This is a genomic window from Mycolicibacterium iranicum, assembly GCF_002101705.1.
GTDB lineage: Bacteria > Actinomycetota > Actinomycetes > Mycobacteriales > Mycobacteriaceae > Mycobacterium > Mycobacterium iranicum.
Map to the genome: position 1 here is coordinate 27,204 of NZ_LQPC01000002.1, position 21,014 is coordinate 48,217.

16 protein-coding genes and 1 pseudogene are annotated in these 21,014 nt (G+C 64.8%); 11 read left to right on the top strand and 6 right to left on the bottom strand.

What is annotated here, in order from left to right; all coding sequences use genetic code 11:
• Positions 1–62 precede the first annotated feature (62 nt).
• The 3 genes and pseudogenes from AWC12_RS00125 to AWC12_RS00135 form a co-directional block, all read left to right on the top strand.
• Positions 63–1,211 carry a zinc-dependent alcohol dehydrogenase gene (locus AWC12_RS00125; protein WP_085171529.1) on the top strand — a complete coding sequence of 383 codons (1,149 nt, stop codon included), beginning with the start codon at positions 63–65 and terminating at the stop codon, positions 1,209–1,211.
• A 21-nt stretch (positions 1,212–1,232) separates the two neighbouring features.
• The gene (locus AWC12_RS00130) at positions 1,233–1,808 is read left to right on the top strand and encodes a hypothetical protein (protein ID WP_085171531.1); all 576 of its coding nucleotides are present in this window, start codon (positions 1,233–1,235) and stop codon (positions 1,806–1,808) included.
• Between the two features lie 96 nt (positions 1,809–1,904).
• Positions 1,905–2,456: pseudogene (locus tag AWC12_RS00135) on the top strand (type 1 glutamine amidotransferase domain-containing protein); the annotation flags it as partial.
• 253 nt (positions 2,457–2,709) lie between these two features.
• Here the strand turns inward: AWC12_RS00135 and AWC12_RS00140 are convergent.
• The 3 genes from AWC12_RS00140 to AWC12_RS00145 all read right to left on the bottom strand — a co-directional run bounded on the left by AWC12_RS00140 (position 2,710) and on the right by AWC12_RS00145 (position 5,976).
• Positions 2,710–3,846: a hypothetical protein gene (locus AWC12_RS00140; protein WP_133057290.1), complete on the bottom strand. Its 1,137-nt coding sequence runs from the start codon at positions 3,844–3,846 to the stop codon at positions 2,710–2,712.
• Between the two features lie 234 nt (positions 3,847–4,080).
• Positions 4,081–4,206, bottom strand: coding sequence for a hypothetical protein (locus AWC12_RS31815; protein ID WP_272937868.1), 126 nt, complete (start codon positions 4,204–4,206; stop codon positions 4,081–4,083).
• A 111-nt stretch (positions 4,207–4,317) separates the two neighbouring features.
• Positions 4,318–5,976, bottom strand: a complete 1,659-nt coding sequence (locus tag AWC12_RS00145; RefSeq protein WP_165762744.1) for a PucR family transcriptional regulator — start codon at positions 5,974–5,976, stop codon at positions 4,318–4,320.
• 376 nt (positions 5,977–6,352) lie between these two features.
• Here AWC12_RS00145 and AWC12_RS00150 point away from each other — a divergent pair, with 376 nt between their 5' ends.
• The 4 genes from AWC12_RS00150 to surE all read left to right on the top strand — a co-directional run bounded on the left by AWC12_RS00150 (position 6,353) and on the right by surE (position 10,183).
• Positions 6,353–7,603 carry a cytochrome P450 gene (locus tag AWC12_RS00150; RefSeq protein ID WP_085171539.1) on the top strand — a complete coding sequence of 417 codons (1,251 nt, stop codon included), beginning with the start codon at positions 6,353–6,355 and terminating at the stop codon, positions 7,601–7,603.
• The gene (locus AWC12_RS00155; RefSeq protein ID WP_085171541.1) at positions 7,596–8,216 is read left to right on the top strand and encodes a TetR/AcrR family transcriptional regulator; all 621 of its coding nucleotides are present in this window, start codon (positions 7,596–7,598) and stop codon (positions 8,214–8,216) included. The genes AWC12_RS00150 and AWC12_RS00155 overlap by 8 nt, the downstream gene beginning before the upstream one ends.
• Positions 8,217–8,327: 111 nt before the next feature.
• Positions 8,328–9,359 carry a 1-phosphofructokinase family hexose kinase gene (locus AWC12_RS00160; RefSeq protein ID WP_085171543.1) on the top strand — a complete coding sequence of 344 codons (1,032 nt, stop codon included), beginning with the start codon at positions 8,328–8,330 and terminating at the stop codon, positions 9,357–9,359.
• Positions 9,360–9,391: 32 nt separating this feature from the next.
• Positions 9,392–10,183 carry a 5'/3'-nucleotidase SurE gene (gene surE / locus AWC12_RS00165; protein WP_085171545.1) on the top strand — a complete coding sequence of 264 codons (792 nt, stop codon included), beginning with the start codon at positions 9,392–9,394 and terminating at the stop codon, positions 10,181–10,183.
• Positions 10,184–10,190: 7 nt separating this feature from the next.
• Here surE and AWC12_RS00170 read toward each other — a convergent pair whose 3' ends face one another.
• Together AWC12_RS00170 and AWC12_RS00175 are read right to left on the bottom strand one after the other, a co-directional pair.
• A complete protein-coding gene (locus AWC12_RS00170; RefSeq protein ID WP_085171547.1) occupies positions 10,191–11,396 on the bottom strand; it encodes an FAD-dependent oxidoreductase in 1,206 nt (401 codons plus the stop codon).
• 50 nt (positions 11,397–11,446) lie between these two features.
• Positions 11,447–13,057, bottom strand: coding sequence for a threonine/serine exporter family protein (locus AWC12_RS00175; protein ID WP_085171549.1), 1,611 nt, complete (start codon positions 13,055–13,057; stop codon positions 11,447–11,449).
• A gap of 462 nt (positions 13,058–13,519) precedes the next feature.
• Here AWC12_RS00175 and AWC12_RS00180 point away from each other — a divergent pair, with 462 nt between their 5' ends.
• Positions 13,520–15,727 carry a hypothetical protein gene (locus AWC12_RS00180; RefSeq protein ID WP_133057291.1) on the top strand — a complete coding sequence of 736 codons (2,208 nt, stop codon included), beginning with the start codon at positions 13,520–13,522 and terminating at the stop codon, positions 15,725–15,727.
• 17 nt (positions 15,728–15,744) lie between these two features.
• Here the strand turns inward: AWC12_RS00180 and AWC12_RS00185 are convergent, their stop codons facing one another.
• A complete protein-coding gene (locus AWC12_RS00185; RefSeq protein WP_234813777.1) occupies positions 15,745–16,713 on the bottom strand; it encodes an ATP-grasp fold amidoligase family protein in 969 nt (322 codons plus the stop codon).
• A gap of 111 nt (positions 16,714–16,824) precedes the next feature.
• Here AWC12_RS00185 and AWC12_RS00190 point away from each other — a divergent pair, with 111 nt between their 5' ends.
• The 3 genes from AWC12_RS00190 (at position 16,825) to AWC12_RS00200 (ending at position 21,014) form a co-directional block, all read left to right on the top strand.
• On the top strand, positions 16,825–17,556 hold the full coding sequence (locus AWC12_RS00190) for a ZIP family metal transporter (RefSeq protein ID WP_085171554.1): 732 nt from the start codon (positions 16,825–16,827) through the stop codon (positions 17,554–17,556).
• A gap of 160 nt (positions 17,557–17,716) precedes the next feature.
• Complete coding sequence (locus tag AWC12_RS00195) at positions 17,717–19,063, top strand: NAD-dependent succinate-semialdehyde dehydrogenase (RefSeq protein ID WP_085171556.1); 1,347 nt, start codon at positions 17,717–17,719, stop codon at positions 19,061–19,063.
• A 211-nt stretch (positions 19,064–19,274) separates the two neighbouring features.
• Positions 19,275–21,014, top strand: coding sequence for an NAD(P)/FAD-dependent oxidoreductase (locus tag AWC12_RS00200; RefSeq protein WP_234813778.1), 1,740 nt, complete (start codon positions 19,275–19,277; stop codon positions 21,012–21,014).

A 21,014-nucleotide genomic window follows, 5' to 3' on the forward strand; every position in this document is an offset into this window, starting at 1 on the left:
CTTGTTTCTCCAGCACGGCGCCGGGTATGGGTCGGCCCAACATCGATCCGCTAGGAGGCGCAATGAAGGCGATGACGTATCGCGGTCCCTACAAGGTCCGTATCGAGGAGAAGGACATCCCGGCCATCGAACATCCGAACGATGCGATCGTCCGAGTGGAGCTGGCAGCGATCTGCGGATCGGATCTGCACCTCTACCACGGGTTGATGCCTGACACCCGGATCGGGCACACCTTCGGGCACGAGTTCATCGGGGTGGTGGAGACGGTCGGTTCGTCTGTGCAGAACCTTCAGCCTGGAGATCGGGTGATGGTGCCGTTCAACGTCTACTGCGGGTCATGCTACTTCTGCTCCAGAGGCCTGTACTCGAACTGCCACAACGTGAATCCGAACGCCACCGCGGTGGGCGGCATCTACGGCTACTCCCACACCTGCGGTGGATATGACGGAGGCCAGGCCGAGTTCGTGCGTGTGCCCTTCGCCGACGTCGGTCCGTCGGTGATTCCGGACTGGATGGAGGCCGAGGACGCGTTGCTGTGCACCGACGCATTGTCGACCGGCTACTTCGGCGCACAACTCGGCGACATCGTTGAAGGAGACACCGTCGTGGTGTTCGGTGCGGGACCGGTCGGTCTGTACGCCGCGAAGAGTTCATGGCTGATGGGTGCGGCGCGCGTCATCGTCATCGACCACCTCGAGCATCGGTTGGAGAAAGCGCGCGCCTTCGCACACGCCGAGACTTACAACTTCGGCGAGTACGGCGACATCGTGCTGGAAATGAAGAAGGCCACCGACTTCCTCGGTGCTGATGTCGCGATCGATGCGGTCGGTGCCGAAGCCGACGGCAATCTGATGCAGCACATCACCACGGCGAAGCTGAAGATGCAGGGCGGCTCTCCGATCGCCCTCAACTGGGCCATCGACTCGGTGCGCAAGGGCGGAACAATATCGGTCGTCGGCGCGTATGGGCCGATGTTCAGTGCAGTGAAGTTCGGTGACGCGATGAACAAGGGCCTCACCATCCACGCCAACCAATGTCCGGTGAAGCGGCAGTGGCCTCGGCTGTGGTCGCATATTCAGAATGGATACATCAAGCCGAATGAAATTGTGACCCACCGGTTTCCGCTTGAGCATATCGCCGAGGGCTATCACGTCTTCTCGTCCAAGCTGGACGACATCATCAAGCCCGTCGTCGTCGTCAACCACAACTGATCGAACTCAGGGAGAACTGTCATGACTCAGACCTCGCCACGCGTGCCCGCCTACACCGCCGACCATCCGCCGGTACCGGACAGTGAAGCCCTCCGTGCCCGCATTCCGGGCTGGGGGGCCGATCTGGACAAAGAGGATCGGCCCTCATCACCCAAATTGAAGTTCCTTGACACCGGGGCGCATTGGGATTTCCCGGAGCGTCAGCCGGAAAAGTGGCCGCGAGAACGGTCGGTCGAGCATCGCTTCCTGACACCGGTCTTCGGCACTGCGCAGCCACCCAGCGGGCTGTCCGGGGTCCTGCGCAAGTTTGCCTACGCGAAGTTCAGCGAAGGTCGCGCCGCTCACTGGCTCATTTTGCTCTATGCCGATCGGGTCGACGCGGCCGAGCATCACTTCCGCTCGCTTCTGACCTTGCGACCCGACAATCCGATCACCGAGTCTGGGGTCAAAGGGGAATTCACCCATGGTGGCGTGAAGTCTCGGTTCGGTCGCAAGCGCGTCGACATCAAGCACATGTGGATGGACCCCGTTCTGGTCGCCGGCCCTTGGGTTTTCGGGTTCTACCTGCTGCGAAAGCTCTTCCGGCGTCGCAAGTAGGGCATGTGAGGGCTCAACCGGAAGGCAATGAGAAGCCCTCTGGCACCGTGTATTACACGCGACGCTTCACGCGGCGCGAAATCGACAGGAGGATGGATGTCACATTCACGACGCCTTTCGGGGCGCAAGATCGCGGTGCTGGCCGCCGATGGGTTCGAGAAAGTCGAGTTGGTGATTCCGCTGCGGGCGTTGCGACTTGCCGGTGCGGACGTCGACATCGTGTCGCTGCGGGAGGGCCGGATCCGCGGGGTCAATCTCCACATGCCTGCCACCCGCGTCGGCGTGGACAAGACCGTCTCCGACGCCAACCCCGATGACTACGACGGACTGCTCCTTCCGGGCGGCTTCATCAACCCGGATCTGTTGCGACAATCCTCGGCCGCACGTGATTTCGTCCGCGCCTTCGACCACAGTGGAAAGCCGATCGTGACGCTGTGCCACGGCCCCTGGGTGCTGGCGTCGGCAGGATTGCTCATCGGACGAACACTGACCTCATGGCCCGGCATCCGCGATGATCTTGTCAATGCCGGTGCCACGTGGCTGGACCGCGAGGTCGTGCGTGACCGCAACCTGGTCACCAGTCGCGGGCCGCAGGACCTCAGGGCATTCGTGCCGGCCATGCTCGACATCTTCGAACAGCCGACCAGTCAACTGCAGACGGTGCCAGATGCTAGCGGCTCTGATCCCGCGCTCGACAAGCCCGTCGGATGGGCCGTGGCCGCGCTGCGCTGGTCTCCAAAGCCTTCAGCGGCCGCTTTGGCCGGCGCGGCCGCCGCGACCCTCATGACGCCGCTACGCAGCCGGTTGGCGTCCCGAAAGGCGGTCTAGCCCAACCGCCTCGCAGGACGAGCGTGGCCCGCCGACGTGCGCGAGGGCGCAACCCTACTCCTCCGGGACGGTCTCACACCATCACGTCATCACGCCATTGCTTGGCGCGCTCCGCCTCGCGCTGGCTGTACACCGCCTGTCGGACGTCTTCCTCGGTTTCAAACCCCGTTCCCAATGCGCCGATCACCGTAGCCCCCGCGGTTGCCATCCAGCTCAACTTCACGTACTCGACGATGCCGGGAGGTGATCCCAACTGACTGGCCACCACGCTGTCGGAAAGCAACAGCCGAGCAGCCAGAAAGTTCACCACCGCCAGGACGATGAAAGCGATGCCCAAGCCGAGCGCGAATGTGAGAACGGTCGATGCATTGAACAGGAACACCTGCTGGCGGTCGGCAGGCTTGTCTCCGTGCAACCATAGATGGTGGTAGAAGATTAGCCATATCACCATCGCTGTGATCACACACAGCGCGACGAGGGTCAAGCGGTAGGTGCTCTGGTCGGTACCGAGTTGCCACACGGTCGGATTGATGAGCCAAAATGTGCTGAACGCCAACGCGGCGACGATACCCTTCCGCAATCCGCGCCACAGCCGCCATGGCCTGTTCGCCCGAACCATACCGACGAGCTGGCGCCATAGTCCGCGATCGGCGACCACCTGCGCGTCGATGCCGCTGCCCTCGGGCACGATGAGACGGAACGGCCCGCGAAGGTCGCGGCTGGCCAAAGTTGGGCCTCCTCGCTCGAACGGAAAGAGCTCCCTGAGGATTTGCACCGAGACTTCGGTGACTCGCCGTCGCAGTCTCGGTGCGCCGAAGGCCGGAAGGGAGATGACTGCGACGCTGCTGCCAACGCTCAAGTCGGCGACGAGAGGCTCGTTGTTCTCGCCACACAACGGCAGATCGGTCACACATATGGCGGCGTGCCAACCTCGCTGACGCTTCACGACCGCCGCATGCTCAATCAGTGTCTGCTGATCGCCCTGCTTCCCGATCGGGAGTCGTTCGGCGTGTAGAAGCACGTCGAACGTCGTTGTGCCACCGCATGTTTCTGCGAGCAGCAATGGCAGCACCCGACAAAGGTGATTCGCAATCTCGGCGGGTGCCGCTTCAGGGTCGCAGATCACCGCGACCGTTCGAACTGGTTTTACGGGTCGTGCATGAATCTGATTCACACCGACCATCCTTACGTTGATCAGCGTGCGCGGCACCGGCACAGTCGCACCAGGCTTTTGGTGGCATTTCGGCCTCGCGGGACGGTTGTCGCGTCAACTGCACAGCCGAACTGATCGTGTGCAGGAGGTTACGAACGTGGCGGATACGTCGCGGGGGAACCGGGTTGCGAATGTCGTCGAGCTGAACATGCCGGTGCTTGACCACCGCGCACGATGAACCGGTCCCCGAGCCCAGTGCCGCGCAGCAGTCGTCGCACCGGCGCCGAAGGATCAGCTATACGCAACAATCCGCTGTGCCAACAGGTTTTCCGCCGAATAGCTGTCGAGATCGCCGTCCAGATGTGCCACCAGACAATCGGGCTCGAAACCAACTGTGCAATTCAGGACCTGATTCATGTGGGGAATGTCATCCGATGTCCTTGGTGCGGTGATTCATGCGGTCTGGCAATCCGCGGATCACTAATCGTGAGCACGGCAGCACCAAGCCCCCGTAGAGAGTTCGTCCTGTCAGGATGTACCGGCCAGACGGACGCTGTCGGAGTGGAGGAATCGCCACGCCCGAGTAGCCGCGTGGAGGTTGAATCGAACATCGACATCGCGCAGGTCCCAGCCGGTGAGCTCACCGATCCGCGCAAGCCGGTAGCGCAACGTGCTGCGGTGAATGTGCAGCGCTTTCGCGGAGTCGTCGTAGTTTCCGCCGCTTTCCAGGTGTTGACTGAGCGTGAAGACAAGTTCGGACCTCTTCTTGGCGTCGTAGTCCAGCAGTGCGCCGAGCCACTGCCGAATGAAGTCGTCGACAGCGCCTTGTTCATGGGCTGCGTCGATCAAACGGTAGAAACCGAGTTCGTCGTACGCGCAGACGCCCACAGGCGCCGCCGAATGCAGCCGCACACTGAGTGCTCGCCTGGCCTCGCCGAAGGACTGAGGGACATCCGATGGCACCTCACATCGTGAGCCGACGCCGATGGAACACGTCGCCGGGTTCAACAGATCGCTCAAACTGCGGTGTAGCGCGTGAGCATCCGGCCGGCCCTCGGACAACAGCACCACGAGCTGCCCGTTTCGTCCGCGAAGCGCGTTGAGGTGCAGAGCAGCCCCGGCCCGTCCGACGGCACTCATGACGGAGTCCGAGCCGGCGCTGCTGTGCACGACAACTACGTGATGTGGACGACGAAGGTCGTGTCCGAAGGCAGTGGCCCTGGCGATGGCGCCGTCATCGTCCGTCCCGGCGAGCAGGTCATCAAGTAGTTCGCGGCGCAGGTTTTGCTCCAACTCCATGAGGCTTCGCTGATGGGCCAACTCGTAGCCCAGGAGCGTACAAGCGAAATGCAGTGCGAAAATGTCGTCTGCGGTGATCTCATTGCGCGGGTCGACGATCGACAGCACGCCGAGATTCTCCCCGCGTGGCGAAACGAGCACCGAGACGCAGCTTTTCACTCTCATTGGACCGTGACGAGCGGCCAGGGCCGCAAGCTGGCGATGGCGATGCTGTGGTTCCGGTCTGGGGTATGGCTCCGGCCGTCCGGGGCCCGACCAGCACCGAAGATTGCCGAACCGATCCTCGAGAGCTATCGGTAGCGAGGTCAAAGCGTGCAGTGCGTCGATTATCCCCTGCTCACCTTTGCCGCTCCCGAGCGCCGCCTCGATGGTCTTGTGAACATTGGCGCGGCTTTGCAGCTGCTGCCTCGCACCGGCGAGCTCGACGGAAACGTTCGCCAACTGCTCGGTGCAGTGGGCGTCGCGCCGATGCAGTGCAGCACGTGCCAGCGCCGCCGCTGTCTGATTGGCCAGCACCATCAAGATCTGGATTTGCTCGCGCGACGGGCGCTCGGCGGCGCTGACGACAAGCGCACCCTCGACAGCATTGCGATACATCAGCGGGAACGCCCATCCCCACTCGCGTCCGGGTAAGTGCACTGCGCCGGTTCCGCAGCAGGCGGCGATCCGCTGGTCCAAGTCTGGCAGACGCTCGGGGCTCAGAGGTAAGCGATCCCAGCAATTGTCGACGAGCCGATAGGCGGCTTCCATACGGCAGGGCCCAAGCCGAGGCACCGCAGCAGCGGCCTGACCGAAAATTTTTGCAGTGTCGTGCGTCTCGAAGGCGAGCGCGGAAAGTGCTTCCAGCCCATCAGATACCGAGCTGGAGGCATGCGGTGCGGATTTCATGGTGCGCTCCACTCCCGAATGCATTCATTGCGCGCCACTGCCCCTTCTTGACAGTGCGTTTCGACACTTCAGTCGGTTACTTCGGACCACTGCAGCGCCGAGGGTTCGCTACCCGTACCTTGATCAATCAAACCTCCGCAGGTGTCCGTCCACGGGAGCCAGGGTTATGTGCGGAGCAATCCAACCTACGCAAAGATGCGCCGGCACCCATCCGCGCATATAGACGTTAATGGAAAAAACGTATGATGGGAAAACGACGTCCGCAGGAAATACCTGCAATTTGTGAAGCCTTGTTGACAGGCTAGCGGCGCCGATCATACGGTAATCACACCGATGTCTATTTGATCTGGAACGACGGCGGAAGTCGAGAATGCAAATGACGGTGACTGGCACCGCCCCCAGCGTCTTCGACGCCGGCCTGCCGACGTTCGATTACAGCTTCACCGCCACGCCCCACGACATCTTCGACGACCTCCGGGCGGCGCAATCGCGCGTGCCGATCGCGATCGGTCCGCTCGGCCCGGAGATCCTCTCCTACGACCTTGCCCGTGAAATGCTGCGTGACAACAGATTCCGCCTCCCTCCGGGCATCACGTTGGCTGCGCAAGGCATCACGTCCGGTCCGCTGTTCGACAAGTTGGCAAACAGTCTCCTGGGGCTGGAAGGTGCACCACACACCCGTCTCCGCAAACTGGTTTCCAAAGCGTTCACGCCCCGCTCGACAGCACGTCTCAACGACACCATCCACTCGGTGGTGAACGAGCTCGTTGACCGCGTGGTGGACCGCGGACGCTGCGACATCGTGACCGACATTGCGCGTCCATACCCCACCCCGATCATGTGCGCGCTGCTCGGCGCTCCTCCCGAGGATTGGCAGCTGTTCGCCGACTGGACCGAAGAAGTCTTCAAAGCCCTCAACTTCCAGGCCGACGTCACCTTCGATGAGTCCGCGATCATGCGGGCGTGGGGTGAACTCGACGCATACGTCGACGGCATGGTCGCCGTCCGTCGAAACGACATAACCGATGATCTGCTCTCGGAGCTCATTCGCGCCGAGAGCGATGGCGAACGCCTCAACTCCGACGAACTCCGCATGCTGGTGGCCGGCTTCCTGATGGCGGGGACGGACACGACGCGCAACCAACTCGCCGCATCGGTGCAGGTGCTCTGCGAACATCCGGACCAATGGGTAAAGCTTCGCGACCATCCGGAGCTGGCGATGCAGGCGGTCGAGGAGAGTATGCGCCACTCACCGGCGGCGTGCATCGTGCCGCGCGCTGCCACCGAGGACGTCGAATTCGGCGGATATCTGTTCCCGGCGGGCACATTTGTCTTGGTGAATACACTTGCCGCCAATCGTGATCCGGCGATCTACCACGACGCTGACCGATTTGACATCAGCCGCAACGACGTCCCGGCCATCCTGACTTTCGGTGGTGGTGCCCACTACTGCCTCGGGGCGAACCTCGCGCGGCGCGAGTTGGCTGAAGCGCTCATCGTCCTCACCCGGCGTCTTCCTGTGCCGCGTCGAATCGGCCCCGCCCCGTGGAAGTCAGTGCTCGGAATGACAGGTCCGACAACACTTTCGGTTGACTTCACCAGGAGAGCGGTGTCGGCTGATGCGTAACCGCGGCTGGGCGGGTTCCGCGCCTCGATCGGACGAAGAGGCGATCGACCGCATTCTCAATGCAGTGGACGAGGTCGTCACCGAACACGGATCGGCGATTCGTCTTGCCGACGTTGCCCGCAAGCTCGGAGTGACTCGTCAGACGGTCTACCGCTACTTTCCCAATGCCGACGCCCTACTCATCGCCAGCGCAATGCGGGCTGCCGATGGATTCATTGATCAGGTCTTCGAACATGTCGGCGGAGGCAATGATCCGGTTACCGCCATCGTTGACTGCGTCGCGTTCGGCGTCGACAAACTTGCCGGCGACCCGCAGCTGGAGGGCCTACTCGCCTCTCGGCCGGAGGGCCAAGCCCTCACATCGCTGACCTCTGATACCGCAATCACGTTCTGCCTGTCGTTCTTCCACCGCCTCGACGTCGATTGGACACTTCACGGCTTCGACGAGACGTCACTGCGTGAACTTGCCGAGATGACCCTCCGCACAGTGCAATCGATCTTGACTGACCCAGGGCCGGATCCGCGCGACGCGGTCAGCCTGCGGTGTTTCGTTGCTCGATGGCTCGGCCCGGCGATTCTTTACCCGCGGACGACGTCGCTGGTGATCAAGTGATGGCTCTGTACATGCGAGGAAAGGAATCAGCCCCCGGCCGCTCACGCTGATTCCTGCGGTGCGGCGTCCCTATCTCTGGTCCGAGTGCCCAGAAGTGGGTACAGGTGGGCCATGACGAAGAAGTCACCCCCGCCCAGGAATGCCGACGACGGTGACGAGCAGCCCGCGCACATCGCGTCACGCGACGGGCGGGACGCGGTGGTCATCTTTGCGCCACTGCCCGTGCTCACCGTCACGATCGAGAATCTTTCCGGCGAAGCCGACATTCATGTGCACGCCGGGGGGCAGGGCGTCTGGCAGTCGCGCATGGTGTCCTCGTTAGGCGTGCCGGTGGTGCTGTGCTGCGCCCTCGGCGGCGAGACCGGCGATGTCATCGGCCCCATGCTGTCAGGACCGAACATCGCGGTGCAGACGGTTCCCGTCACGTCGCGCAACGGGTCCTACGTTCACGACCGGCGGTCCGGTGGCCGCGACGTCATCGCCGAGACCGCCGGCCACCCGCTCGATCGTCACGAGGTCGATTCGCTCTACGAGCTCACACTGACCGAGGGCCTCGCGCACGGCCGCGTGCTGCTCTCCGGACCGCAGGAGGATCGGGTGCTGTCGGCGGACCTTTACCGGCGACTGTCCACTGATCTGGGCGCCAACGGATGCCAGGTGGCGGCTGATCTCTCAGGGGAGCGGCTCGAAGCGACGCTGGCGGGCAAGCCGAGCCTCGTCAAGGTCAGCCACGAAGAACTCCTCGATGACGGACGGGCGAAATCCGACGACGCCGCGGATCTGGTCGACGGTATGCGCTCGATGCGCAAGGAGGGCGCGGGCACCATCATCGTGTCCCGATCCGGTTCCGCTCCCGCCCTCGCGCTTCTCGACGACCGGGATCCCGACGGTCGCGGGACCCGGGGCGGTGACGTCGTGGAGATCGCGATGCCGAGCCTGGAGCCGGCTGATCCGGCCGGCGCCGGTGACTCGATGACGGCCGGAATCGTCGCCGCGCTGGCCAATGGCGAGTCTCTGCGCCGGGCGCTCCAGGTCGGGGCGGCATGTGGAGCACTCAATGTCGTGCGGCACGGACTGGGCACCGGGGGAGCGCGAGCTGTGCAGACACTTGCCGAGCGGGTCGAGCTGAGGCCGTGGAAATGACGTCGGTAAGCACCGGAAGGGGTGGCGAGCGCATGCTGCGCGCACTGGTCACCAATGACGACGGGATCGATTCGCCCGGTCTGCATGCGTTGGCGGCGGCCGCGAAGTCTGCCGGGCTGGAGGTCATCGTCGCCGCCCCGGCCGAGCAGGCCAGCGGTGCGAGCGCCGCGTTGAGCGCAGTTCGCAAGGACGGCCGCACGGTGGTCGAACGCCGCGAGCTGCCGGGGCTGGACGGCGTCGAGGCGTGGGCGGTGTACGCGCAGCCCGGCCACATCGTGGCTGCCGCGCTCAACGGATGGTTCGAGCCGCGGCCCGATCTTGTGTTATCGGGAATCAATCACGGCGGCAACGTGGGTCGGGCCGTACTGCACTCAGGGACAGTCGGCGCAGCGCTCACCGCGAAGATCAACGACACCAGGGGGTTGGCCGTGTCGCTCGACGTGGCGTTGCACCCGACCGGTGAGCGGTACTGGGACAGCGCGGCGCAGCTGGTGGGTCCCGTGCTCGAGTTGCTCCTCGAGGCTCCCGAGGGGACAGCCCTGTCGCTCAACGTTCCCGACCGTCCAGTAGCCGAGCTCCGCCCACTCCGCCACGCCAATTTGGCGCGTGGCGGGGAGGTGCAAATGCGGGTCGAAGAAGTCCGCGACGGCGGACTCCACCTGACCGAAGTCGAAGTGTCCGAAGACCCCGAGGAAGGCACCGACAGCGCGCTGCTGGTCGCCGGCCATCCGACTCTGACGGCACTGCAGTCTGTCGCGGCGCACGAGGGCGACTTTGTTCACAAGTGGCTGGCGTCCAACGTTCATACCGGATCGAGCCGCTGACCGGCCCCTAAAGGCGGCCCTTCAGGATGAGGTTCCAGTAGGCCTGCGGGAGGCCATATCGGTCGAAAGCCCATGCGGTGCGCCGCGGTTTGAACGGGTCGATGATCGACGGTAGTGAGGACGCAGGCCGACCGGTGCGATCGAACTCGCCGGCGATGAGCTTGTGGGCATCCGTGGCGATCGGTGCGACGGTGTACCCGTCGTACCGTTCGAATGCGCTACTTCCTCGGCGCGCCGAGACCAGATTGTCGACCAACAAAGCGATCTGGCGCCGTAGCGCGCCCCCGGACGGATCCGTGTCCACCGCCGCCGCGTCCCCCGCCGCCCACACGTGGGTAAAGCTGCGGTGCCGAAAGGTTTCGGGATCGATGTCGATGAGACCGTCCGATGCCGTTCTCGCCAAGCGTGATTCGGCCAACCATGTGGGTCCTCGGAACGGGGGGACCAGATGAAGCATGTCGTAACCCTCGCGCCACGCTGCCGCGCCGTTGTCGACCACGCTGATTTCCCGACGCCGAGGGTGAAGCTCGACCACCTTGGTGCCGAGTAAGGTCTGGACCCCGATCTCGTCGAGGCGCATCCGAAGCTGCGCGTCGATGCCGGCGACACCGGTGAGATGGGGCCGGTCGACAACAAGGGTGATGCGGACCTCGCGGCGTGCGCGGGCCCAATGCGCGGCCGCGAGGAACAGCGGCTTGACCGTGGTACCCGTGCAACTGACCGGTGCCCTCGGCACGGTGAACACCGCATGGCCGCGGCTCGGCATCGTCTGCACAAGGTGCCAGGTCTTCTCGGCACGATCCACGTAGTTGCTGGTGACCTCGGCGGCGTCCAGCGCGGCGGACACGCCTGGCAGCGCCTCCCCGTCGATGACGAGCCCTGGTGTCAGGACCAGATCTCGATAGCGATGGGTAGCGCCGGAGGCGCACGTCACGACATGCTCGTCGGGGTCGACCGCGACGACGGTGTCGCGCAGCCACGTACAGCCGCGAGGGGTCACCGAGCGCTGCGTGCGTTCCGCCGATACCTGCTCGGCCTGGCCTGCGCCCACGTATGAGAGCAGGGGCCGATAGGTGTGCACGGTCTGCGGTTCGACCACCGCGACGTTGGTGACACCGCGGCGGAGCAGACGCGCGGCGGCGCTGATGCCGGCATTACCGCCACCGACGATGAGGACGTCGAAACCGTTGTCGCCGCGCTGGACGGGGGTCATGGCTCGGCACTACCCGGTGGCGGCCGATGGTAACCCGGCGCGCCCCGTGGTCACGTGCCGATCGCGCCGCGCGCCGCCGCGTCTTCGGCGATGCTGTCGCCGGCCTCATCCACGACCGGCTCCAAGGCCACACTTTCTGATGCGGGCTCGTGGGTGACGGACTCGGGTCGGGCCGGTCCGAGACGCACCACGCGTCCGACGGCGCGCCGCAGCCCGGGCGGCCCGTCGGCGCGCACGAATTCCCCGACCCGTCCGGCGCGAAAGCGCAGGGGCGAGCCGAGGAATTCGCCGAGGACGACCCCGCTGCCGAGCGCCAATGCGATCGCCGTCGCCGACAGCAGTTGCCCTAGACCGTCGGCGAAGTTCTCGTCGACGGTCAAGAAGAAGACGGCACGGAACACGGCCAGTCCTGGCAGCATCGGCATGATGGCCGCGGTGGCGGTGATCAGTGCGGGGGCCTGCCGCCGGATGGAGATGAGCGTGGCGAGGAATCCGACGAGCACTGCGGCGATCCCGGTTGCCAGCACCTGGCCGACACCCGCGCGGCCGAGCGCGATCAACACGAGCTCAGCCGCGGCTGCGGCGATTCCGCCGATGACGGCAGGGCGCAGCGGCGAGTAGCTCGCAATCGTCAGACACAGCCCGGCCAAGCCGGCGCCCACCACCGCCAGAGCGATGGGCAGCGGTTGACGGGGGATGATCACGCTCACCGTCGCGTCGACATGCAGGTCGATGTTGATTCCGGCGAGTGCGGCCACTTCGAGACCCGCGACGATGCCGACGACGATGCCCGCGGTGAGGAACAGTGCCTCGCCGAGCCTGGCCATCGCCGTCATGGTGTAGCCGGTCACGGCGTCCTGCATCGCGCCGACGAAGGTCAGTCCCGTCAACAGCATCACGATGCCGGTGGCCACGAGTGCGGTCGGGTTGAGGCCGGCGAACCAGTACGCCGCCACCGCCACCAGTGTGACGATCCCCGCACCGGCCACGTTCTGGAAGAAGAACGGCGTGCCGATTCGGTTGAGCAACCTGCCGACTCGATCGATGACCGCGGCGCTCATCGCGGCCAGCACGCACGTCAGCCAGGTGCCGCCCAGCAGCATGGCGATCCCTAATCCGAAGCCTGCCCACCCGGCGGTGGCCAGCCAGCGTGGGTACACATGCGGCCGCTCGGTCAGCTCGTCCATGGCGTGGTGCGCTTCGTCGACGGTGACGCCGCCCGAGGTGATGCGCTTGACCAGACGGTCGAGATCAGCGAGACGGGTGTAGTCCGTGGACCTCATGCGCACCGTGCGCACGATCGTCACGGGCGGGCTGTCGGCGGTCGGCAGAGCTGACACGAACACGGTGGTGGAGAAGACGTCGACGACGCAGTCGGTGAGCCGGTAGGCCTGCGCCACATCCTTGGCGGTGGCGACGGCATCAGCGGTGCCCGACCCGGAGAAGAGCATGACCTCCGCGAGCCTGACCGTCAGGTCGAGTACCGCGCGAGTGTGCCGCTCGTCCAGGTCCTGTCCGCTGCGCCGGCGCTGTCCGGCATCGGGTGCCGGGTCGCGCTGGCCGGGCAAGGTGCTCTGCAGGTATCGCGCCAGGCGACCGGAACGTCCTCCAACCACTTGAGACAGGGTACTGATGCACGCCGGACGGTTACACGAGCGCATCGCCGTCCCGTGCAACGGTGCCAGTCCTGTTCTATACCGCCAGGTTGCGCGCCTGAGTAACCAAGCGTCAAGGGGTGCAACGATGGGACGATCTTCGTTCGCTGCGGTCGTAGCTTGTTGCTGCGAGGCGCAGGCCGCGGCGCTGTTGCGTCGTGCTGAGATGGCGGCCGAGCTGGCACGCTCCGGGTACGACTACGTGGCGACATTTCGACACGCGCGTCAGAAACATGCTGAGCGGAGCACAAATTGCGCTTGAGTTGGTGTCCGGGCGAGCGACAGGATCAGGCGGAGCTCGTGAGGCGACGGCATCCCCCAATGACAAGGGATATCCCCTATTGCCATCTGGCTGGCCGCGTCATAGGTTTGCTGGATCACTTGACGGGGAGGGTCGGCATGGTGTCGGTGAAGCATGTGGGCCGGGTCGGGGCGCTCGCAGTGGCTCTGGGTATAGGTTCTGTTGTGGTGGCTGTACCGGCTGTGGCGTGGGCCCAGCCCGATGGCGGAGCTTCGGCAGATGCATCCGATAAGCCCACGGACAGTTCGCGGGGGACTACCAAGACTCCGGACAAACCGTCACGGTCGGCGAAATCCGACGACACCGAAGGGGCGGCATCCCGCATATCGACGGCCGAGACCGACAGGGGTGCCGCACCGCACTCATCCGGCCGGGGCAAGCGAGCCGCGGAAGAGCGCGAGGCCGAACGCGCTGCTGCTGAGAACATCTCGGACGAGGTCGACGCCGTCGAATCCACATCTTCGGTCACGGGTGAGGAGGAATTCGAGCCTCAAGCCCCGACGAATTCAACCGTGGTGAAGCCCTTGTTCACGCCGGGGGCGGCGACGCAGGACCCCGGCAAGCCAGAAGCGCCGGGGGCGTCGTCGGTGCTGCTGACGGTGTTGGCTTCAGCGCGGCGCTCCTTCGATGAGCGCACCGCTGAAGCAAACACCGCAGCGACCGAGTCCAGCATCTCGCAATCGGCCGCTGAGGCGGCGTCGCCGCCGATCCCGGGATCTGCCTACCAGTCGCCGGTGATCGCGCCCGACGGCACGCGGTACCAAGTGACCAACGGCGGGTCGACCACTCGGGTCAACATCCTCGACGGCGACGGCCAGGTCATCGCCACGAGCGAAGAGATTCAGGGAGTGGGTACCGCCTACGCGGATGCGGTGTTACGGCCCGACGGCACGTTGATCGTGGTGACCAGCACCAATCGCCGCACCAACAGCATCGTCTCGGCCGTGGACAGCGAAGGCAATGTCACGCGACTCGCGACATTGATCGGGGCTACGGACACCCCGGTGACGGTAGGCGCCGACGGCGCCCTGTACTTCAAAACCGAGATCGTCCCGTTCTCGCCTTTCGCTGATCCGATTGAATACCGCTTCGTCCGGATTTCGGAAAACAATTTCGTACGGTCCTACTCGTATGACACCCAGATGGAGCTGAAGTCGGACGGGACTGTGCACCTGGTGTCCTCCAGGTTCGGCTTCTCGACGCTGCGCACGATCAACCCGAGCGGGTGGACACGGTCGACTCTTCTGCCCTTCGGCTCTGATCCGAGCGCCCCCATCCTGGGGCAGGACGGCGCCGTCTATGTGACGGCCGGCGTGCGAGGTTTGTTCGGTAGCAAGACAACACGCGTCTACACCATCGACGGTGACTCCCGCACGGTGCGATCCATCGTCGGCTTGCCCGGCGAGACCGTCGTGACCTCCGACGGTATTCATCTGGAGACGTTCACCTTCGACGGTTCCACCGACGACGGCACCGGGACCACCTACCTTTCCGCCATCACCGCGAGTACGATCGCCACCTCGGACGCGATCGAAGGTCGCATCGCCGGTTTCCAGGTCTCCGCCGGCGGCACCATCTACGCGCCGATCTCCGACCCCTCGGCGGACGAGACCGCGGTGGCGGTCGTCAACTCCGACGGCAGTGTCGACACTGTGGTTCTTCCCGGTCGACTCGTAATGCGCGACAGGAGTATTCGGGGCGGCGGCATGCAGTCGGCCGAGGACCTGGGCTATGTGAATTACACCGTGGACGACGTCGAGTACGTGGCGGTGCTCGGCCCGAATGGCACCGTTGTGCGCACAATCGAGCTCCCCCAGGGGGCCACTGGCGGCACGGTGTTCTTCGGGCCCGACGGTGCGGCCTACGAGCTGCTGGAATACCTGACGCCCGGCAACTACATTTCGCGGCAGATACTCGCGCTATCGACCGAGACATATACGCCCAATGTTCCCGGTGCCCCCTTCGGAGCCGACGACGTTGTTTTCGGTCCCGACGGCGTCGGCTATTTGCTGGTGGGAACATCGGGCGATTACGGCATCGACATTGTGGGTTTCAATGCCGCCGGTGACACCGTGATCCCGCCGAGCGGGCTCGATCGTCCGCACGTCCAATACACCAGCCGCGGCGAGCGTGAAGTTTTGGCGTTCGGCCCCGACGGCATTGCGTACCTGACCAATTGGGGGCCGGTCGCCGCGGGGGTATACGCACTCACGTCAACCGGCGCGCAGAAAGTCGCCGATCTCGAATACTCGCAACTGGGCATTGCGAATCTGCCGACCTTCGGACCCGATGGAACCGGATACGTGGCCACCACAGGAACGCAGAGCGAAGGCGGCTTCGCGACCACCGTGACCACGTTTTCGCCTCCTGCCTGAGCACGCTCACAACGCTCTCAGTGGTAGCGCCGAGGCACTGTCCACGGGCGTCCGAACTCCTCGTCGAAACACTCGGGATCGAACGGGCTGTCGCCGCCGGCGGGGAAGCTGGTCAATTCGCCGAAGACGACGCGGCCACCGAGTTCGTAGAGATCGACCCGCACAAAATCCGTGTCGGCGCCCAGTCGTTCGGCCACGCTGACCATCTCACTTAGGAGGGCGGGCTCGGGGGGCGGGCACTCTGCATTCGGTATTCCGCCACTGAGCGGCAGGTGGCGCCAGTCGACCCGGAAGAAGTCCTGCGTGCGCCGACCGAAGCGTCCGCTGTCGACCTGTACGAAATGGCACTTGCCGTGGAAGACGAAGAACTTGTAGTCGTCGGGAATGCCGCCGTCAGCGTCGGCGAGCAATTCCTCCACGAGGACACCCCGCGGCATCTGCCCATACACCCATTCCCGATTGGGTCCCTGTCCGTACAGCTGTGAGAGCCAATGCCGTGCGATCTCGACGAGCTCGTCGCGGCGGGCGAACTCGGGGCGGACATGCCGATACACCCAGCTGTGCTGCGCCCGGGGCAGGCGCGCCTCCACCGGCGCGCGGTCGGATACCACGATCGCCGCGCCGCTACCGTGTGTCGGCTTGGCCACATAGCCCTCAGGTAAGTCGGCGTCGAGTAGGGCTTCAGGATCGTCGACGACGGCATATACCTGCGGAAGATACTGTGCACCAACAACTTCAGCTACGTAGTCGCGAACGGCCACTTTGTCGGCGAAGGTGACCACCAGGGCGCGATGATCACGCAGCATCTTGTAGCGCACCTTGTCCCGGAACGTCTGCGGGTGCCGGGTTCGCCAGAGCCGCGCCAGACGCACCATGGCGCTCCGCTCACGCCAGCGGACACCCGGGCGGCGTCGTCGACGACGGCCCGGGAACGGGAAAGCGGGCGCCTCGAAGCGGGCCTGGTCCTCTTCCCCCGAGAGATTCACCTCGACAGGGTACGGCCGGCCGCGCACAGCGGGTTTGGTGGACGGTTCCGTGGGCAGTAAGGAAGTCAATGCTGACTGCGCGTGCATGTCGCTGACCAGGGAGGACCGCACATGCTGACCGCCGTGCTCTTCGGGATCGCCGCCTCTAGCGCTCTGGTGATCGGCTCTGCCGTCGGGGCCCGCTGGGACATGCCCACCAAAGTCACCGGCGTACTGCTCGCGTTCGCCAGCGGCGCACTCATCTCCGCCCTGGCGTTCGAACTGTTCGAGGAAGCCTTTCACCTGGCCGGGGCCTTGCATTCCGGACTCGGTCTGCTCGCCGGTGCCGCCACGTTCGTGATCGCCGACAGCCTGCTCGACAAGTACGTCAGCGGGCACTCCGGACCCGAGCAGCGCGAGGTGGTCGCAGACGGCGCGCGTCGCGGCGTCGGTCTGGCCCTGCTCGCAGCGGTCACCCTCGACGGCGTGCCGGAGAACTTGGCGCTGGGTGTTTCCCTCGTCGGCGGCGCGTCGCTGTCACTGTTGGTGGCGATCTTCTTTTCGAACCTGCCTGAATCACTGGTGGGTGCCATGTCGATGCGCAAGTCAGGGATGAGTCCGCGCGCTGTGGTGGGGGTGTGGATCGCGTGTTCGGTGCTGTTGGCCGCCGCGGTGGTCGTCGGACGGATGACGGCAGGTCAACTCACCGAACCCGTGTTGGCAGTGGCACTCGCCTTCGCCGGTGGTGCGGTACTGGCCTCGCTGGCCGACACGCTGATGCCTGAAGCGTTCGAGCACGGGCGGCCGCTCAATTCGTTCGCCACGGCCGGCGGCTTCTTCCTGTCGTTCATCCTGGCCGCGTGACGGGGTCGCTCCGCTCGCCTCGGCCCAATTCCCCGTCGCTTCGCTCGCCCCGGCACACCTACGGAATTCATGGCAGATCGTGAACAGCCGACGTCGGGGTCGAGACGCTGGAACACTGGAGGCCGGACGTCAAGAGCGCACACGATGGGAGCACGACACAATGACTCAGTACGCGGTGGTCGATCCAGCCACAGGTGAGGTCGTCAAGGAGTATCCGACCGCGACCGACGAGCAGATCGAGTCAGCGCTGGCGGGTGCGCACAAGACCTTCAAGGAATGGTCCACATCGACGAGCGTCGCGCAGCGCGCCGAGCTGATCCGCAAGGTTGCCGACCTACACAACGAGCGCAAGACCGAACTGGCGAAGATCATCCAGCGCGAGATGGGCAAACCGCTGGACCAGTCCGAGGGCGAAGTCGAGTTCAGTGCTGCCATCTACGAGTTCTATGCCGACAACGCCGAAAAGTTCCTCGCCGATGAGCCCATCGAACTGCTCGACGGTGAGGGCAGCGCCGTCATTCGCCGCGGACCCGTCGGCGTGCTTCTCGGCATCATGCCGTGGAACTACCCCTACTACCAGGTTGCCCGCTTTGCCGGACCGAACCTGGTGCTGGGCAACACAATTGTGCTCAAGCACGCGCCCCAGTGCCCGGAGTCCGCAGCCGCGCTGCAGCAGATTTTCCTCGACGCCGGATATCCGGAGGGCGCCTACGTCAACGTCTACGCCACCAACGAGCAGATCGCCGAGGCCATTGCCGATCCCCGTGTCCAAGGGGTCTCGTTGACGGGGTCCGAGCGGGCCGGCGCCGCGGTCGCCGAGATCGCCGGGCGCAATCTGAAGAAGGTGGTGCTGGAACTGGGCGGCTCCGATCCGTTCATCCTGCTGTCCGCAGACGACCTGGACGCAGCGGTCGACGCCGCCGTCGACGGCCGCTTCGAAAACACCGGACAGGCCTGCAATGCCGCCAAGCGCATCATCGTCGCCGAGAGCATCTACGACGAGTTTCTCGACAAGTTCACCAACAAGGTCCTCGCCAAGGCTGACGGTCTGGCCCCACTGTCCTCGGTGGCGGCCGCCGAGAGACTCGACGACCAGGTGAAACGTGCCGTCGACGAGGGTGCGACGCTGGTCTCCGAGGGATCCCGCAAAGGTGCCCACTTCCCGCCCGGGGTGTTGACGAACCTGTCGCCGGATTCACCGGCGGCCAAGGAGGAACTCTTCGGGCCGGTAGCCACCGTGTACAAGGTCGCCGACGAAGACGAGGCGGTCGAGCTCGCCAACGACACCCCGTTCGGCCTGGGCTCGTACGTCTTCACCACCGATCCCGAGCAGGCCAAGAGGGTCGCCGACAGAATCGAGGCCGGCATGGTGTTCGTCAACGCCGTCGGTGCCGAGGGCGCCGAGCTGCCCTTCGGCGGGGTCAAGCGGTCAGGGTTCGGACGCGAGCTCGGCCGGTTCGGCATCGACGAGTTCGTGAACAAGAAACTCATCCGGATCGCCGGCTGATCGTCGACCTGCCCATAACTGACGCTGGCGTGCACGTCAGGATTCGGTAATCATTCCTGCCCGGCCCTCGGCCCGAGCGTGTGATTCGCTGGGAGAGTCCTTCGATGCGCCCGGGTTCTGCGCTGCCCGCATACCGGTTGCGCTGCTGGGTACATCGTCGACACGATCCCGAGGGAGGTAGGCATTGGACGTCCGAGCGCAGATGTCGCAGATGAGCCCTGAGGCGCGCGCGGCCCTCGCGCAACGGATCAAGGCGCGCCTGGTTCCGCCAGGCGCACCAGCAGCCGATCACGACGTCAGCATCGTCGGTGGCGGGACCGCCGCGCTGACGCTCGCCCTCGAGATCCGCGCAGCCCGCCCGGCGACGCGAGTGTGCGTCATCGAGCCCAACACCCACCCGATCCCCGAGGTCACCCACACCGTGGGCGAGTCGACCGTCGAAGTCTCGGCGCATTACCTGCGGGACCGCATCGGTCTTGGCGATCATCTGAGCACGGCGCAGATTCGCAAAATGGGACTGCGAATGTTCTTCTCGAACAACGGAAACACCGACATCGCCCGACGCATGGAACTGGGCGGCTCCTCGTTCGTCCCCCAAGTGACCTATCAGATCGATCGCGGCAGACTGGAAAACGAGCTCTACGACCGCTGCCGATCGGCGGGGATCCACCTGATCTGTGGGCGGGTTCGCAGCGTCGCGCTCGGCGCCGACGGCTCGGCGCACACGATCTCCTACCAGAGCGGTGACACCGTGACCGAGACGACGACGCGGTGGGTGGTCGACGCCTCGGGACGAAATCGCTTTCTGCCCCGGCAACTCGACCTGAGAAAAGGCAACGGACATCACTGCAACGCCGCCTGGTTGCGTGTGGCCACGGAGATCGACGTCAATCGCTGGAGCGACGACGCGGGTTTCCACAGCCGCCTCGTGGAGGGTGACCGGGCGATGTCGACGAACCACCTTATGGGTGAGGGCTATTGGGTGTGGCTCATCCGACTTGCTTCCGGCGCCACCAGCGTTGGCATCGTGGCGGACCCGGCGTTCCACCCCTTCGACGGATTCAACACACTGGAGAAGGCCATGGTGTGGCTGCGTCAGCACGAGCCTCAGTGCGCGGACGTTCTCGAGCAGCACCAAGACGCGATCCAAGATTTCCGGGTCATGAAGAAATACAGCCACGGCGTGACCAGGATGTACGACGGGGCCGCGCGGTGGTGTCTGACCGGGGATGCCGGAGTTTTTCTGGATCCGCTGTATTCGTCGGGCCTGGATCTCGTGGCCATCGGCAACGGGCTCATCACCGACATGGTCATCCGCGAACTCGACGGCGAGGACGTGGTTGCGCGGTCTCAGATCAGCGACACCCTGTTTCGCTCGCTCACCGACATGTGGTTGGCCATCTACCAGGACCAGTACCTGCTGATGGGGGTACCCGCGGTGATGACGGCCAAAGTGGTCTGGGATGTCGCGTTCTACTGGGGCTTCATCGGCCTCCTCTACCGGAACAACCGGTTCGTCCGCATCGCCGATGACCCCGAGTTCGTGCCCTATCTGCAGGGCCTCATCGACCTGAGCAATCGCATCCAGCGCTTCTTCCGCGAGTGGGCGTCGGTCGAAACCGGTGTCGCCACAGCGCCGTTCGTCGATCTCTATGCACCGTTGAACTTCATGGTCACCTTGCACGAGGCCATGATCGATCCGAGCCCTGCCTTCGACGAACAATTCGACGCCAACGCTGCGCTGCTGCGGCAACTGGCCGGCCAGCTCGTCGAGACGATTGTCACCGAGAAATCCGCGATGTTCGACAACGACGACGTGATGCGGCAAGTACAAGCGTGGCAAGGCGATGCGCTGCTACGCGATCTGCGCTCGGCCTATCGCGATGCGCAGACCGACCATCCACTCAGCGACGGCTGGATCGTTCCCACCGCGGCTCTGCAGCCCTCCTGA